12 protein-coding genes are annotated in these 15,540 nt (G+C 64.5%); all 12 read right to left on the bottom strand.

Annotated elements, in window-relative coordinates:
* Window positions 1–72: 72 nt before the first annotated feature.
* Window positions 73–510: a GNAT family N-acetyltransferase gene (locus tag I8J29_RS03360; RefSeq protein WP_208846269.1), complete on the bottom strand. Its 438-nt coding sequence runs from the start codon at window positions 508–510 to the stop codon at window positions 73–75.
* 10 nt (window positions 511–520) lie between these two features.
* Window positions 521–2,959, bottom strand: a complete 2,439-nt coding sequence (helD, locus tag I8J29_RS03355; protein ID WP_208846268.1) for an RNA polymerase recycling motor HelD — start codon at window positions 2,957–2,959, stop codon at window positions 521–523.
* A gap of 108 nt (window positions 2,960–3,067) precedes the next feature.
* Entirely contained in the window at window positions 3,068–3,724 is a 657-nt protein-coding gene (locus I8J29_RS03350; RefSeq protein WP_208846267.1) for an FMN-dependent NADH-azoreductase, read from the bottom strand.
* 300 nt (window positions 3,725–4,024) lie between these two features.
* Entirely contained in the window at window positions 4,025–4,924 is a 900-nt protein-coding gene (locus I8J29_RS03345; RefSeq protein ID WP_208846266.1) for a LysR family transcriptional regulator, read from the bottom strand.
* Window positions 4,925–5,267: 343 nt separating this feature from the next.
* Complete coding sequence (locus tag I8J29_RS33625; RefSeq protein WP_240545878.1) at window positions 5,268–6,836, bottom strand: HAMP domain-containing sensor histidine kinase; 1,569 nt, start codon at window positions 6,834–6,836, stop codon at window positions 5,268–5,270.
* Between the two features lie 5 nt (window positions 6,837–6,841).
* Window positions 6,842–7,510 carry a response regulator transcription factor gene (locus I8J29_RS03335; RefSeq protein WP_208846265.1) on the bottom strand — a complete coding sequence of 223 codons (669 nt, stop codon included), beginning with the start codon at window positions 7,508–7,510 and terminating at the stop codon, window positions 6,842–6,844.
* Between the two features lie 208 nt (window positions 7,511–7,718).
* Window positions 7,719–9,365, bottom strand: coding sequence for a methionine--tRNA ligase (gene metG, locus I8J29_RS03330; RefSeq protein WP_208846264.1), 1,647 nt, complete (start codon window positions 9,363–9,365; stop codon window positions 7,719–7,721).
* Between the two features lie 457 nt (window positions 9,366–9,822).
* A complete protein-coding gene (locus I8J29_RS03325) occupies window positions 9,823–10,236 on the bottom strand; it encodes a ribosomal maturation YjgA family protein (RefSeq protein WP_208846263.1) in 414 nt (137 codons plus the stop codon).
* A 33-nt stretch (window positions 10,237–10,269) separates the two neighbouring features.
* Window positions 10,270–11,409 carry a DUF3900 domain-containing protein gene (locus tag I8J29_RS03320; RefSeq protein ID WP_208846262.1) on the bottom strand — a complete coding sequence of 380 codons (1,140 nt, stop codon included), beginning with the start codon at window positions 11,407–11,409 and terminating at the stop codon, window positions 10,270–10,272.
* 287 nt (window positions 11,410–11,696) lie between these two features.
* Entirely contained in the window at window positions 11,697–13,787 is a 2,091-nt protein-coding gene (locus I8J29_RS03315; RefSeq protein WP_208846261.1) for a HelD family protein, read from the bottom strand.
* 310 nt (window positions 13,788–14,097) lie between these two features.
* Complete coding sequence (locus I8J29_RS03310) at window positions 14,098–14,376, bottom strand: DUF1294 domain-containing protein (protein ID WP_208846260.1); 279 nt, start codon at window positions 14,374–14,376, stop codon at window positions 14,098–14,100.
* A 144-nt stretch (window positions 14,377–14,520) separates the two neighbouring features.
* Window positions 14,521–15,540, bottom strand: a 1,020-nt coding sequence (locus I8J29_RS03305) for an ATP-dependent helicase C-terminal domain-containing protein (RefSeq protein WP_276316239.1), incomplete at its 5' end; no start/stop codon positions are given.

Genomic DNA, 15,540 nt, shown 5'->3' with positions numbered 1-15,540 from the left:
CTTGAAAGGTCCTTGCGCGCAAAAAAGGACGAATGGCCCAAGCCGTTCGTCCCTTCGTTCGATTGCTTCGATTTACAAAGCCTTGCGCATGTTCACGTGCGGAATGCCCGCGTCCAGAAACACGTCGCCGGGCTCGGTCTCGTAACCGAGCTTATGATAAAAGCCTTCCGCCGTCACCTGAGCGCCCAGCACGGCTGCCGAATAGCCCGCTGCCTTCGCGTCTTCCTCCATCGCCGCCAGCAGCTTCCGCCCGATGCCCGTGCCGCGGTACGGGAGCAGGACGGCGATCCGCTGCATCTTCGCGACGCCCGGCTCGTATGCCTTCCACCGGCCCGCCGCGATCGCCTTGCCGTCCTCCTTCACGACGAAATGATGGCACGAGGCCGGCGTCTCGTCGTACTCGTCCCGCTCTTCCTCGGGCGGCACCTTCTGCTCCTCAACGAAGACGGTGAACCGGACTTCGATCGCTTCTTCCAATAATTGGGGTGTGTCGATTTTTAAAATTTCCATAAAATGACTTCTACCTCTTTCCGTTGTCGATGAATCCGTTGGCGTTGGGCTGCAAATCCGCCTGCTGCCCGGCCGAATCGCTGGCGTAATAATCTTCGATCGGCCCTTTGAGAAAAGGGCTCACGGTGCCGAGCGCGAACAGGTGAAGCTCGTGCATCGCCCGGGTGCACACCGTATAGAAAAGCCGGCGTTCGCTTTCCTTGCCGTAGCCCGACGGTTCGCCGGACGCGTCGTAGACGAGCACCGCGTCGAACTCCACGCCCTTGGCCAAGTACGACGGGATGACGACGATCCCCGGCTCGAACGTCGACGTCTCCGACTGCACGAGACGCAGCGGCACGCGGTCGCGCAGCGCTTCGTAAACCGCCTTGCTCTGGGCGCCGGTCTTGCAAATGACCGCGATCGTGCGGTTGCCGTTCGCCGCCAGGCGCGCCAGCCGGCCTTCGATCAAACCGTTCAGCGCGTTGGAATCCGCCGCGACGGTCAATACCGGCTTGTCGCCGCCCCGGTTGAACGGCTCGATCCCGTCGCCGTCCGGGATCAGCTTGCTCGTGAATTCCACGATCGGGCGCGTGGAGCGGTAGCTCTGCCGGAGCACGATCGTCTCCGTCTCTTCCGACGCGTAGAGCGAAGCCAGCGCGGTGAAGCCCGTGCTCGCCTCCTCGGACGCGTGCGCTTGAATCGACTGGTTCAAGTCGCCGAGCGCCGTGATTCGGCTGAACGGGAACAATCGCTGCAGGTAGGCGAACTGGAACGCCGTATAATCCTGCGCTTCGTCGATGAGCACGTGCCGGACCGACGTATTCGTTTGAAAGCCGCGGATGCGCTCCACCACGTACAGGAACGGCGTCGCGTCCTCGTAGGCCATCTTCTTCACGAGCAGCCGGTCGATCGTGTCTTTGCAGATCGCCTCCCACTGCCCGGGCAGCTCGATGCCGGCTTGAGCCGCCGCGGCGGCGGCCATCTCCGAATCGAGGAACAGCTTCAGGAACGTCGAGCGCACGTCGACGAACGTGAGCTTCTTGATGCGCGTCCGCGTCGGCTTGACGGCTTCCATGACGACGTATTGCCCGAGCAGCTCGCGCTCGCGGTCGAAGTCGTCGAAGGATTCGTCCTTCAGCTGCCGGTTTTGGCGCCGCAGCGTCTGGTACGCTTTCAAGTACGTTTCTTTGTCGAGCAGCTCGACCGCGCCGTCGACCCACGGCTCCGTCCGCGCCGTCTTTTGGCGTTCCTTCAATAAACGCAGCAGCCATTCCGCCGTCAGGCGCATCCGGTTCGGCACGGAGATCGAGCGGTCCAGTCCGTAGAAATGCGCGCCGATCGCCGCGCCCGACACGAGCGTCTCCTCGCGGAACCGGACGTCGCGAAATACGAGGCCTTCCCGGCCGAGGACGCCAAGGAAGCCGTCGATCAACCGCACGAAGCCCGTCGTCGCCTTGTAGCGGATGCCTTCCATCCGGGAGCTGTAGCCGGGCTCGAGCTCGGCGCGCAAGGCGTATTCCAGCTGCGCGTAGGGATTTTCCAGCTTGAAGGAATGGCCGAGCCGAGCCCCCAGGTAGTCCTGGAACGTCGTCTGCTGCATGTTCTCCTCGCCGAGCTCGGGCAGCACCGTGGAGACGTAGCTGTTGAACATCGGGTTCGGCGAGAACAGCACGATCTGGTCCGCGTTCAGCGTCCCCCTGAAGCGGTAAAGCAGGTAGGCGACGCGCTGCAGCGCCGCGGACGTCTTCCCGCTTCCCGCGGCCCCTTGCACGAGAAGCAGCCGGCTTCGCTCGTTGCGGATGATCCGGTTCTGCTCCCGCTGAATCGTCCCGACGATGCTCCGCATCTGCGCGTCCGACTGCCGGCCGAGCACCTCCTGCAGCAGCTCGTCGCCGATCGTGACGCCGGTATCGAACAAGCTGACGATTTCGCCCTCGCGAATGACGAACTGGCGCTTGAGCAGCAGTTCGCCTTCGATGAGCCCCGACGGCGTCTTCAGCTCGGCCGGCCCCGGCGGGTAGTCGTAATACAAGCTTGCGATCGGCGCCCGCCAATCGTAGATCAAATAATGTTCGTCCGCCCGGTCCCGCAGCGAGGCGATGCCGAGATAGACCCGGTCCGCCTGGGCCTCGCCGTTCTCCAGAAAATCGATGCGACCGAAATAAGGCGAGGATTTGAGCTTGCGCAGCGTCTTCAGCTGGCGAGCGGCATGGCCGTGCGCGCGCTCCCGTTCGGACAGGATTTCGGCCTGCTGCTTCAAGCTCGCGAACGTCTCGGCCATCTCGGCCGAATCTTCGAAATTGACGGTGACGTCGTCCCAGAAGTTTTTGCGGATGTCGACCATTTCCAAGTGCGTGCCGGACGTCTGCTGCTCCAGCGCTTCGATGCTCCGGTCGACCTGCCGGACGACCTCGTCGACGCGCCGCTGCTCGGCCGTCCATTCCGGCTCTCTCTCGCTCACCTTCATCACCCTTTCCCCGTTATCGCCACAATGGCTATGTAGACATGCGACTCCCCTTCAACCGCCGTTCGCGCGAACGACGGAATCGAAGGGGAGCCGGTGCACCGCTTATGGTTACGCGTTGACTTTGCTATGTCCGAACGTCTTGGCCGCCTGCTTGGCTTCTTCGATCGCCTTGGCCTTGATCTGCTCGGCCTTGTCCGCCATCGCCGCCATGCCTTCGCAGAAGAGGCCTTTGAAATCCGTCACGCCCAGGAAGGACATGATGCTTTTCAGGTGGCGATGTCCGCTTTCCATGCCCATGGCCGGACCTTCTGAATATATACCGCCACTCGCTTGAATATGAATGGCGGCTTTGTCCGGCAGCAGCCCCACCGGGCCTTCCGCCGTGTACTTGAACGTTTTGCCCGCGACGCAGATGGCGTCGATATAAGCTTTCACGATCGGCGGGTACGAGAAGTTCCACATCGGCGAGACGAAGACGTACTTGTCGCCGGCCACGAATTCGTCCACCAGCTCGTTGAGACGCGCGATCTTCGCCTGTTCGCCGCCGGACAGCGCCGTGAACTCGCTCCCTTCGCGGAGCTTGCCCCAGCCGCTGAAGACATCGGCGTCGATATGCGGAATCTGCATGTTGTATAAGTCCAAATGCTTGATTTCATCCTGCGGATGAGCGTCCTTGTACGCGTCGATGAAAGCCTGTCCCACGGCCATGCTGAACGACTTGGAATGGTCGTGCGGATGCGCGGTGATATACAATAATTTCGCCATGGTCGAATGCGATCCCTGCCTCTTCGTTAAAGTGGGTTGACACGCCCTATAGGGTGCGCCGCCGCGAAGAGGTTCATGTAACGGGAAAGCGCGCAGACGCTCGAATGTTGCTGGTCGGTCTGCTTGATTTACCCGAGCGTTTCGGCCCCGCCTTGACGGTACGGCCCAAGCGCATAACGCATGGCGAGTCCGCGAAAACTAATCGAACATTCCGCGCGTTCGAACCGCAGCCGTCGTCCGTTTCCGGTCTGCCGTCTTACTGTTATAGCATAGTCTGAACGAATATGCCACTCGCATGCCTCAGGCCGGCCGGCTCGACGAATCGTCCTTCAGCATGCCGAGGAATCGCGCCGCCTGAGGAGGCAAATCCTCTTCCGCCCGCGTGTACAGCATGACGGGACTGCGCAGCTCGACGCCTTCGGCCTTCACGCGAGCCAGCTCGCCCCGGCCGACCGCCTTGCGCGCTTCCAGCGCGGACATGAGCGCGAGCCCGATGCCGGCGGCGGCCGCATGGAGCGCCTCGTGGGCGCCGCTGACCTGAATGGCCCCCCGCGGCATGGGCATTCCCCGCACCTCGCACAAGGCGGCGAGCTGCTCGCTCGCGTCGCAGTCTAACTCCCGCATGACGAACGGCTCGTTCGCGATCGTCCGGAACGGGACGCGCCGGCCCGCCAGCGGGTGATGCGGCGCGGCGACGAACCACAGTTCCTCCTCGCGCAGCACCTGGCCGAAGAGGCCCGGATGATTGCGGCAGCCGCCGCTGACGAAGGCGGCGTCCGCGTCGTAACGCCGCAGCGCTTCAAGCGCATCGTCCGGGCGCAAGGTTCGCAGCGCGATCGCGACGCCGGGGTGCGTCTCCCGGTATGCCGCCAGCAGCTCCGGCAGCAGAAAGCTGGCCGCCAGCGAGGTCGCGGCTAGGCGAAGCTCGCCCGCGGCTCCCGCGGCATAGGCGTTCATGTCGCGCGCTATCTCGCGCTGCAGCGCGTATAAGCGGGCCGCATGCGCCGCGAGCCGCGAGCCCGCTTCCGTCAGGAAAATCCCCCGCCCTTTCGGCGCGAGCAGCGCCTGGCCGAGCTCGGCCGACATGTTCCGCACGTGCGCCGTCACCGCCGGCTGGCTGATGCCGAGCGCTTCCGCCGCCTTCGTTACGCTTCCCGTAGCCGCCACATGGTGAAAGACGATCAATCCGTATAAGTTCATCCCGCGTTTCTCCTCGCTTGCCGGTTACTTGCCATCTCTTTACAATCATAATAATTTCTTATACCACTCTTACTATTTCGAGATTGGGCTTATTAAATGATTGTTATATATTGTAGGTTTCGTCCCGGACAGCCACAAGCGAACACCTATTAAAAAAGCGCTAAAGTCCGCGCGTTCATCGCCTAAGCCAAGCCGGCGGCGCGCGTTCGACGACAAGGATGCGGTCCAAAAGCAAAAGGCCGATCCGGTTTCGGAACGGCCCTGGATTTGGTCAAGAAGCAATCGGGAAGCGAGTGCGCATCCGCAATTGGCTTTCGTTCGGAATTCAGCGCATGCTTACCGTTCACGTCGAGCGCGTCGGCTGCGCAGGTGGCTGAGTTTCCTGATCCGCGAGCGGCAAGTCCGGCAGCGTCACGGTAATGGTCGTGCCGGCGCCCGGCTTGCTGCTTGCTTTCACCTCGCCGCCGTGCAGGTCGACGATGACTTTGACGATGGACAGCCCGAGCCCGCTGCCGCTGCCGTTCATCCGGCGCGACCGGGATTTGTCGGCCTTGAAGAATCGTTCGAAAATATGCGGCAGATCCGCCTCGGAGATCCCGATGCCGTTATCCGACACGCAGATGACGGCGCCGCCGGCGCCGCGCTTCGCCTCCACGGACACGGTCCCGCCCTCCGCCGTGAATTTCAGGCTGTTCGTCAAGAGATTCATCCACACCTGGGAGAGCAGCTCTTCGTCGCCGTTCACGAGCACTTTCTCGTCGAGATTGACGTCCATGTAAATATCCTTCTCCGACCAGACCGGCTCGCAGGCAAGAATCGTCGACCGCAGCTGCTGGTCCAGCCGGTACGTCTTCGGATGCAGCTGCTGCTGGTCCGCTTCCAGCGTCGTCAGCTTCATCAGGTTGTCGCTGAGCCGGGACATCCGCACGCTCTCCGCTTCGATGATGCCGGCGTAATGCTGGCGCTGCTGGTCGTCCAGCCCCTCCTGCTGGAGCGCCCGGGCGAAGCCCCGGATCGAGGTGAGCGGCGACTGGATTTCGTGCGACACGTTCGAGATGAACGCCTGGCGCATTTGCTCCATTTGGTTCAACTCCGCCGCCATGTCGTTGATGCTCGTCGCCAGCTCCCCGAAATGGCCGCGCATCCGGTCGGCCTTGTCGATCGACACCGTGAAGTCGCCCTTGGACATCCTGCGTATCGCCGAAATGTAGACGGAGAAGCCGCCCTGCTCCCGCCAAGGCCGGCCGATGAGCAGCATCAGCACGAACATGAGCAGGAAACCGAAGAACACCGTCATGACCTGCTGCCAGAAGTCCTGGTACAAGCTCGGCGCGGGCTGCTCCAGGAAGAGCGCGTACGGCTTGCCGCCGAGCGAGACCGGCACGCCCGCCAGCGCGGCGCCTTTGGAGAACGGATATTTCCGCTCGACGTGCGCCAACGCGTCTCCGGCCAACACCAGATCGAGGTTGGCCGGGCTTATGACCGGCTCGGCGGAAGAGCCGGAGCCGCCGCCGGACGCGGCGATCCGGTTGCCGGACGCATCCGCCAGCGCGACGGCATATCCCCGCTCCCGCGCGGCCGCCTGCAGCGTCGCCGGCCATTCCCCGGGCGGGCGGCTCGCCAGGGTGGCGCCGATCAAGCGGCCGTCCTGCGCCAGCCGTTCCGTGACGGCCGCGCGGCCGTGGCGCTCCTTGACGAAGCCGATGACGGTGAACGAGGCGGCGAAGCAGGTGTACGTCAGCAGGTTCATGAGCAAAATGCCCGCGATGATCTTCAAGGTTTGCTGCCAGATCGGCGGCCGGGATGCGGAGCCGGACCGGCCGCCCGGCGCTTTCGGGTTCGCGCGGGGGTTGAAGCCGGTCTTCGCGCTGCGCTTCGCGCCGACAGTACCATCATGGCCGGTAGGGTCCATGGGCGTCACACCTCCAGCCGGTAGCCGAGCCCGCGGATCGTCTGGATGCGGAAGTTGCACCGCTCCTCGGGAAATTTCTCGCGCAGCCGCTTGATATGCACGTCGACCGTGCGCTCGTCGCCTTCGTAATCGAAGCCCCACAGCTGCTCGATCAGCTGCTCGCGAGAGAACGTTTTGCCGGGGTAGCTCGCCAGCTTGAACAGCAGTTCGAACTCCTTGAGCGGGAGCGACACCGTCTCGTCGTCGGCCGTCACCGCGTACGTCTCGCGGTTCAGCGAGACCCTGCCCGCCTGCACGCTCCGCGACGTCGCGATCCGGTAACGCTTCAGCAGCGCTCTCACCCGCGCCACAAGCTCGAGCGGCTCGAACGGCTTGACGAGGTAATCGTCGGCGCCGAGCTCGAAGCCTTTGATTTTCTGGCTCGTCTCGCCTTTGGCCGTCAGCATGAGAACCGGCAGCTCCGTATCCCGCCGAAGCTCCCGGCACAGCTCCCAGCCGTCCATGTTGGGCATCATCACATCGAGAATCACGAGCTGCGGCTGGGTCGTCTCCAGGATGCGGAGCGCTTCCTCGCCGTCCTCCGCCTCGACGACCTGAAAGCCCTCGCGGACCAGAAACAACCGCACGAGCTCGCGAATATGGGGATCGTCGTCTACGACCAGCAATGTCGTCATGGCCATCATCTCCGCTTGTAGTCTAAGTCGGACCTGCTTACGCCGGTCCTTGCTGATTAACTATAGGACCGGTTCGTGAACGGAATATGAACGCGGGGGCGGGATTACGCCGGTTCTTGAACGCGAAGCAGCGAACCGTTCGGATGGTTGCACCCAAGCAGCCGGATCGCTTCGGCCGCGACGCGCGCGGGCGGCCAAAGTCCAGCCCTCACGCCTCCTTCGTGCTCCGTTCCAGCCGCTCGGTCTCCTCCTCGATCCGGCTCGGATCGATCCGCTCGAACAGCAGCTCCAGTCCTTCGACCGGGCGGCCCGCCGGTACGGACGCCGGACGCCAAGCCGGCGGGTCCAGCGCGAGGAAGCCGCGGAGCTTGCCGCAGGCGAACGGCAGAAACGGCTCCAGCAGCCGGGACAGATTGACGATCATCTGCGTGCAGGCGTGCAGCGTCTTGCCGCAGTCCTCGCGGCTCGTCTTGATCTGCGCCCATGGCTTCTGCTCGTCGTAATACTTGTTCGCGCTGCGGATGAACGCGAAGATCAGCTCCAGCGCCTCCTTGAACCGGCCCTGCTCGATCAGCGCCCCCGCGTCCGCGTACAGCCGCGCGATGGCTTCCTCCCATTCGCGGTCGAGGCTGCCGTCCGGAATGCGGCCGTCGAACGACTTGGCGACGAACACCAGCGTGCGGTTGACGAAATTGCCGAACGCGCCCAGCAGCTCGCCGTTATGGCTGTGGATGAATTCCCGCCAAGAGAAATCGGTGTCGCGCTTCTCCGGGCCGTTCGCGAGCAGAAAATACCGCACCGAGTCCGGCTGGTACCGGCTCAATACGTCCGGCACCCACACCGCCCAGTTGTTGCTCGTCGAAAATTTCTTCCCTTCCAGCGTCATGTACTCGCTCGACACGATGCGATCCGGCAGATGGAGACCGCCCCCGCCCATCAGCAGCGCCGGCCAGATGAGCGTATGGAACGGAATGTTGTCCTTCCCGTGGACGTAATACGCCGTGATCGGGTCTTGCCCGTCGAGCCAGAACGGCTCCCAGGCGCCGCCCGTTTCCTCGCTCCACTGCCGGCTCGCGGACAGGTAGCCCGTAACGGCCTCGATCCAAACGTAAATCTTCTTGCCCTCGAAGCCGGCGAGCGGCACGTCGATGCCCCAGGCCAGATCCCGTGTCGCGGCGCGGTCCTGAAGACCTTCTTCCAAATACCGCTTCGTCAGCTGCTTCGCGTTGTCCTTCCAGTCTTCGGATCGCTCCGCGTAGGCGGCGAGCGCCTCCTGGAACCGCGACAGCGCCAAATAATAGTGGTCGGTCTCCCGCTCGACCGGCGGGTTGCCGCACAGCTTGCAGGTTCGGTCGGTCAGATCGGACGGATCGAGCAGCGTCGAGCAATAATCGCATTGATCGCCGCGCGCCCGGTTGCCGCAGACGGGACAGGTCCCCTCGACGTACCGGTCGGGCAGAAACCGCCGGTCCGTCTCGCAATACGTCTGCATTGTCGATTTCGTATACAGCCAGCCGTTCGCGAGCAGCTTCAGGAACTGCTCCTGCACGACGCGCCGATGGACGGGCTGATCCGTGCGGGTATACAGATCGTACGAGAATCCGAGCTGCCGGAAGCAATCGGCGAACTCCGCATGATAACGGTCCGCGATATCGCCCGGCTCGACGCCTTCCCGGATCGCCTGCACTTCGACGGGCGTTCCGTGGCAGTCGCTGCCGGATACGTAGAGCACCCGATCGCCCTTCAACCGGAAATACCGCGCCAGCACGTCGCCCGGCAGCACGCTGGCCAACCGCCCCAGATGGAGCGAGCCGTTCGCGTACGGCCACGCGCCTCCGATGAATATCGTCGCCATTCCATTCCCTCCTTTGATGAATCGAAGCTTGCTCCGCCGCCTCATGGCGTGCCGAGATACGGAAGGCAGGCCGATTCGGCGCCGAAACGCCAAAAAAGCCCCCGTCCCCAAGGGACGGGAGCTGCATGCTCGCGCGGTACCACCCAAATTCGCCAATGCCTTGCGGCATTCGCCTCTGCGGGTACGGCGCCTGCGGCGCGTACCCAGCACGGTAACGGGTGCGGAACCCGGCGCAGCCTACGTCCGCGAACGGATTCGGTGCGCGGCTCGGAGACCATGTTCCCCGGGTCGTCTTCGCCCCTTCTCAGCTTTCCGGGGTTCTCTGTCGAAAGACGGCGAGCGGGTACTCTTTCTCTTCTTCGCCTGTGCGGATTTTCCAAGTTAGTGTAAATCATAGACAATCGCCTCGCCGAAGTCAAGCGGACGGCCGCCCGAATGCCGCCTGCGTGGCGCTTGGTCAAGCCCGGTTGCCGCGCCCGGACAGCACGCGGTCGGCCAGCCAGGCGAGACCGATGCCGGCGGCATAGCGAAGCAGGTCGACGGCCAGAAAGCCATGGCCGAGCGCGAGTCCGCCGAGCGTCGTTTCCCGCAGCCGGTCGATCCAAGCCGCCCGGTACAGCTGGCTGAACTCGTCGGCGTAGCATGCCAGCAGCGCCGCGAGCGCGGTCCCCGCCGCGGCGCCGGCCCCGCGGCCCGGGCGAATCGTCCGGAAGCCGAGGTAAATCATGGCCGCCCAGAGCGCGTCCCCCGCGTGCTCCGCCAGCCATGCCGGCAGCGCGTCCGCATATCGCCTGGAAGCAAGGCCGAGCAGGACGACGGCGACCGTCGCGGAGGCATAGCCGACCCGCAGCCGCCTGGTTCTTTCGCTCAAGACATGTCCCCCCTCGCCGGGCCGCGAAGGCCATCAATACGGCAAATTATCCGTTGGATTGCCGTTGCCGCCCGCGCTGCCATTGCCGTTCTGCGGGCTGTCGTCCTTCTCCTTGCCGCGCCCGACGACCTCCAGCACCTCCAGCAGATCCGGCGGCGTCAGCAGCTCGACCGGCGACACGCTGCGATCGAATTGAAAGAAGTCGCCTTCGATCAACGCCACGTAACGGCCGTTGTACGTCGCGAAATGAACGGATCGGCCGAACTCCGCCAGCGGTCCTTTGACCGACACGTCGCCGAGCTTGAACGCCACGGTCAGGTTCGGCTGCTGCTCCACGAGCCGGTCCGCCGCGGCGACCACCTGCTCATGCGACCAAGCTTCCTGCAGCTCCCGCTTCTCGCTCGCCGCCCATGCCTCGTACTGATGCGCCTCCTGCTGGCGTTCCTCGCTTTCGTGTCCCTGCCACTTATCCTCCATGTATTCGTGCACCATCGTCAGCACCTGCTCGTTCATGAGCTCGGGCATCGCCTTCTCGTAGCTGACGAACCGCAGGAAATCCTCGAAGTAGCGCGCGTGCGACGCCTGATGGATCTTCAGCTCCCAGTACTCCAGCATCCCTTCCTCCGGCATGTACGGGTATTGGATCGACTTCATGTTGCGGGCGCTGATGGCCATCTCCACGTGGGAGATCAGATTGCGCTCGTCGGTGATGCGGGCGATCTTCGGCTCGAAATCGCACTTCAGCACGAATAGAATCGGCTGGTCCGTGTACCGGTTCGGCGTGGCGTGCACGACGATGAACGCGCCTCCGCGCACCGCGGCGGCGTCCATGTACAGGCGCACGAGCTCGTCGGCGAAACCGTGAAATTCCGTCGCGTCCGCCGCGGTGCGCAGCCGTTGAAACGTATTGTAATTCGGGTTGCTGTCGAGCTCGTAGCCCGGCTCCGCGATGAACCGGCCGATCTTGGTCGGCGCCGCGTCCGTGGCGGGATGGCGCTCCGCCTTGCGCTTCACGATCCGCGCGAACTCGCCGTCCAGGAACGATTTCAGCTCGCTGTCCGCGTAATCCTCCCGGTCCATCGTCTGATAATGGGTAAACGTCTTGGCCGCGTTGTTGTCGCCGCCTTCTCCTTGAATGACGAAGAACGATAAATAGTCCACGATAAAATCCATGCGCGTCACCGAACTCCTTTTGCGAAATGCTGCGCGTGCGCCGAGAGCGGCGCCCGAAGGTCTAGCATAGCACAAACGGCGCGCGCTGTCGTGACCCGATGCGCGCCCGAACGCCTCTCCGCGGGACGAGACGCACATGAAGGCGCATCTGATGAAGCGAAGCGGTTATCCATCGAAAACATTAGCAGCCATAACCGCCCATCGCACCCGCGCCGACGCAGGAAGCGCCTGCGGCGCCCATATAAAAATCCGCCTGCGCGAGCGCAGGCGGATCTATTCACGCATCGTCACACCGCCGCCGGCTCGGCGACCAGCGACGTCAGCTCGCCGCGGTAGAGCAGCTTCAGCTTGTGAAGCGCGCGGGTGCAGGCGACGTACAGCAGCTTGGCGTCGTTGACGCCGTAGCTGACGCCGTCGGCGTCGGCCACGAGCACGGCGTCGAATTCCAGCCCTTTGGCCAAATACGCCGGCACGACGGTCAGCCCGCCGCCGTAGGCTTCCTGCTTGCTCTGCACGAGCGCCGCCTCGATGCCGGCCTCGCGCAGACGCGCCGCGATTCCGTCGCACGAAGCGATGTTGCGGCCGAGCACGGCGATCGTACGGTATTCTCCGCTCCGCTGCCAGTCCCGGACCGTCGCGACGACGTCGTCGAGGCGCCGTTCGTCGGTGGCGGCCCGGACGACGTCCACCGCCTCGCCGCTACGGAACACCGGCACGGCCGGCTTCACGCCGTCGCCCATGCCGCCGAGGACGCGATTGGCGAACTCGATGATTTCCATCGTCGAGCGGTAGCTGCGGTCCAGCTCGTAGTAGCCGGTGTCCGCCTGGGGGAACAGCGACGTCAGCTCCGTCCAGCCGTGGATGCCCGCATAGCCGTGAATGCCTTGCTGCAAGTCGCCGAGCACCGTCATGGACGGCTGGCGCTGGCACAGCTTCAGCGCCTCCAGCTGGAACGGCGAGTAATCCTGCGCTTCGTCGATGACGATATGGTCGTACGGCGACCCTTCGAAGCCGTTCAGCCGCACCTGGACATACACGAGGGGCGCCAGGTCCTCCGGCCGGATCAGCGCGGCCTTCAGCTGCTTGATCGTCGCGGCGGCGCTTTTGGCCGGGAGCAGCGCCTGGGCGGCGGGCTCGGCGAGCAGCGACGCGTACAGCTGGGCCGGCGTCGGCGCCGGAATTTTTTTGGCATAGGCGTTCAGCTTCGCGTTCAGCTTGGCCTTCAGCTTGGCGTCCGTCTGGCGGCGCGCCTTCCATTCCGACTCCAGCCAGCGCTTCAGGCGGCTGACGAGCCGCGCCCGGCGCTTCATGTACGGCTCCCCGACGTCGTCGGTCGCGAGCCACTCGGCGATCATCGACGGCGTCACGCGCCACCCGGCCATCGGCTCGAACGGTTCGTCCGGGATGAGCGACGCCTCCGTCAGCGCCAGCTTCGCGTCGACGAGCGCCTTGAAAGCGAGGCTTCCCTTGACGCGTCCCGCCGACGCGAGCAGCTCCTCCCGCGTGCGCGGCTGCTCGAACCAGTACGCCATCGGATCGTACGCCTCGTCGAGCCGGACGGTTTGCCCCAGCTGATCCAGCCCCCAATCCGCGAACGTCGTCTGCAAAATATCGCCGACGCCGAGCTCCGGCAGCACGCCGGAAATGTAATCCAGGAACATCCGGTTCGGCGCGAAAATGACCATGCGGTCCGCGCGGACGCTGCCCGCGTACCGGTACAGCAGGTAGGCGAGCCGGTGCAGCGCGACGGTCGTTTTTCCGCTGCCCGCCACCCCCTGGATGAAGACGGCTTTGTTTTTGTCCGTCCGGATGATGCGGTCCTGCTCCTGCTGGATGGTCGACACGATGTCGCGCAGCTTGTTGTCCTTGTTCTCGCCCAGCCGGTAAAGCAGGAATTCGTCGGTGACGCTCTCGTCCTCCTGTCCCCGAACGTAGCTGTCGACGACGCGCTCGAGCTTTCCTTCGCGCACGAGCAGGTTCCGCTTCAGGTGAACGGTGCCTTCCACCTCGCCGTCCGGCGATTCGTAGGCGATGGGGGCCTCGCCGCCGCTAAAGGCGTAAAACAAGCTCGCGACGGGCGCGCGCCAATCGACGACCATCACTTCGTTGGTCCGCTGGTCGGCCACCCCGGCCTTGCCGATATAAAGCGGTTTCGGCGCGGGCTTCGCGTCTTCCTGAAAATCGATTCGTCCGAAATACGGCTCGCGCTCCGCGACGTTCAGCCGCTGCTCCCGCTGCTCGCGCTGCAGCTCGAGCATTTGCTCCGTAAAATCGTTGCCGGTATAGCGCGGCCCGATCTCGCGCAGCTGCTTGCGGATGTCGGCCAACACTTCGTCGATGCGCTTCGCCTCTTCTTGAAAGGCACTTTGAACGGTCAAGTCAGTTACCTCCCTCTTCGACGCATGCCGATGCGAACGACGCGGCCGGCGCCGCCCTCCGAACCGACCGTGCCAAGGCCGAATTTCGAAAATGAAGGCGGCGAAAGCCGCATTCGCATGCGGCTTGGTCTGTTCGTATGAGTCATGTAATCGGTGCGTCCGTTAGGAGCATGAGTGCCCACTATAGCATAAGCGGCGAAGAACTGTCAATCGATGCCATTCGCCTCGCGGATTGATCGCGAGCGGCACGGCCGTTAGCGGCGGGGTCCTCGATCGCGAGCCTTTCTCGCGGTTATCGCGAAAGGCCGGCTTACAACGACTCCAGCCAAACGATAATGGCGATGTGGGCGAGCAGCATGACCGGAATGCCCGCGGCGAACGCGGCATGCTTCGTCTTGTGCCGGAACAGCCGCATGGCCGCGAACGCGCCGAGCGCGCCGCCGGCCGCGCTCGTCCCGAGCAGCTTGCGCTCCGGGATGCGGTGCCGGCGGTCCTTGACCGCCCGGATCTTGTCGATGCGCATGAGCGCGAACGCATAAATATTGATGATCAGCAAGTAGAGCGCGGCGATTTTTTCGATCGTCGTCATGGGTAGGCATTCTCCTTTGGCATGGCGGGCGGCTTGAATCGCAAGCCGCCGGATAGGCGTGACGCATGCGAGGCGACCGACGGAGCGTTCGGCATGCGGCGCGGCGCTGCCGGAACGGCAATCGCGGGGCCGACGGATGACCGCTCAACGCGGCGGACGCGGCTTGGCCCGATTGGTCGCCGGCGCTTCGAGCGGGTTATCCGGCCAGTAATGCTTGGGGTAACGCCCCTTGAGGTCCTTCTTCACCTCGAAGTAGGCGTGCTCCCAGAAGCTGGCCAGATCCTGCGTGACCTGCACCGGCCGATGCGCCGGCGACAGCAGGTGAATGGTAACGGGCAGCTTGCCCCCGGCGATGCGCGGCGTCTCCCGCAGGCCGAACAGCTCCTGCAGGCGGACCGCCAGCACGGGGGAAGCCGGATCCGCGTAATCGACCGGCACGCGGGAGCCGCTCGGCACGGTCAAATGCGTCGGCACTTCCTTCTCCAGCCGCTGACGATCCTGCCAGGACAGCAGCGATTCCAGAATCGCGACCATGTCGAGCCGCGCCAGATCGCCCCGGCCGCGCATGCCGCCGACGTAAGGGCCGAGCCACTCCGGCAGCGCCGCCAGCAGCGCTTCGTCGGAAACGTCGGGCCATTCCGGATTGTGCGCGTGCATCAGGTTCATCCGGTCCCGCAGCTGCTTCGCCGCTTTGGACCACGGCAGCAGCCCGAGCCCCTGCTCCGCGAGGCCGGCGAGCAGCGCCGCCTGCACGAGCGCCGGATCGGGATCGGCCCACTGCGTTTCCTTCAGCACGATCGCCCCGAGCCTGATCCGGCGGCGGGCCCGCACGGCTTCCGCATAGCGGTCCCATCTCGCTTCCGTCTCGACGAGCAGCTGGTCGCCGAAGTACGTCTCCAGCTCGTCCGGTCCGAGCGGCGCGGCGAGCTGGATGCGGCCGTCGCTGCCGCTGTCCTCCAGCTCGGCGACGGCGAGATACGCCGCGGACGAGAGCGGCTGCAGCTCCTGCACGGCGGCGCCCCGCCCGTTGCGGAGCAGGAAGCGGCCGTCGGCGCGCCGCTGCGCGATGCGGTCGGGGTACGCGAGCCCGAGCAGCACGCCGCAGGCGGCATCCGGGTGCGGCGCGGCTTGCGGCGGCGCGGCCGAGCCCGCGCTCGGCGATGC

Source organism: Paenibacillus artemisiicola (genome assembly GCF_017652985.1).
Classification (GTDB): domain Bacteria; phylum Bacillota; class Bacilli; order Paenibacillales; family Paenibacillaceae; genus Paenibacillus_Z; species Paenibacillus_Z artemisiicola.
Note: the sequence above shows the minus strand (reverse complement) of the source record. Positions and strands in the feature narration are given on the sequence as shown.

What these genes read in the sequence shown, in the direction of transcription:
- I8J29_RS33625 (WP_240545878.1), bottom strand. Translation starts at nt 6,836, where the DNA reads ATGGACCCTACCGGCCATGATGGTACTGTCGGCGCGAAGCGCAGCGCG.
- I8J29_RS03320 (WP_208846262.1), bottom strand. Translation starts at nt 11,409, where the DNA reads ATGGATTTTATCGTGGACTATTTATCGTTCTTCGTCATTCAAGGAGAA.
- I8J29_RS03335 (WP_208846265.1), bottom strand. Translation starts at nt 7,510, where the DNA reads ATGACGACATTGCTGGTCGTAGACGACGATCCCCATATTCGCGAGCTC.
- I8J29_RS03310 (WP_208846260.1), bottom strand. Translation starts at nt 14,376, where the DNA reads ATGACGACGATCGAAAAAATCGCCGCGCTCTACTTGCTGATCATCAAT.
- I8J29_RS03360 (WP_208846269.1), bottom strand. Translation starts at nt 510, where the DNA reads ATGGAAATTTTAAAAATCGACACACCCCAATTATTGGAAGAAGCGATC.
- helD (WP_208846268.1), bottom strand. Translation starts at nt 2,959, where the DNA reads ATGAAGGTGAGCGAGAGAGAGCCGGAATGGACGGCCGAGCAGCGGCGC.
- metG (WP_208846264.1), bottom strand. Translation starts at nt 9,365, where the DNA reads ATGGCGACGATATTCATCGGAGGCGCGTGGCCGTACGCGAACGGCTCG.
- I8J29_RS03350 (WP_208846267.1), bottom strand. Translation starts at nt 3,724, where the DNA reads ATGGCGAAATTATTGTATATCACCGCGCATCCGCACGACCATTCCAAG.
- I8J29_RS03345 (WP_208846266.1), bottom strand. Translation starts at nt 4,924, where the DNA reads ATGAACTTATACGGATTGATCGTCTTTCACCATGTGGCGGCTACGGGA.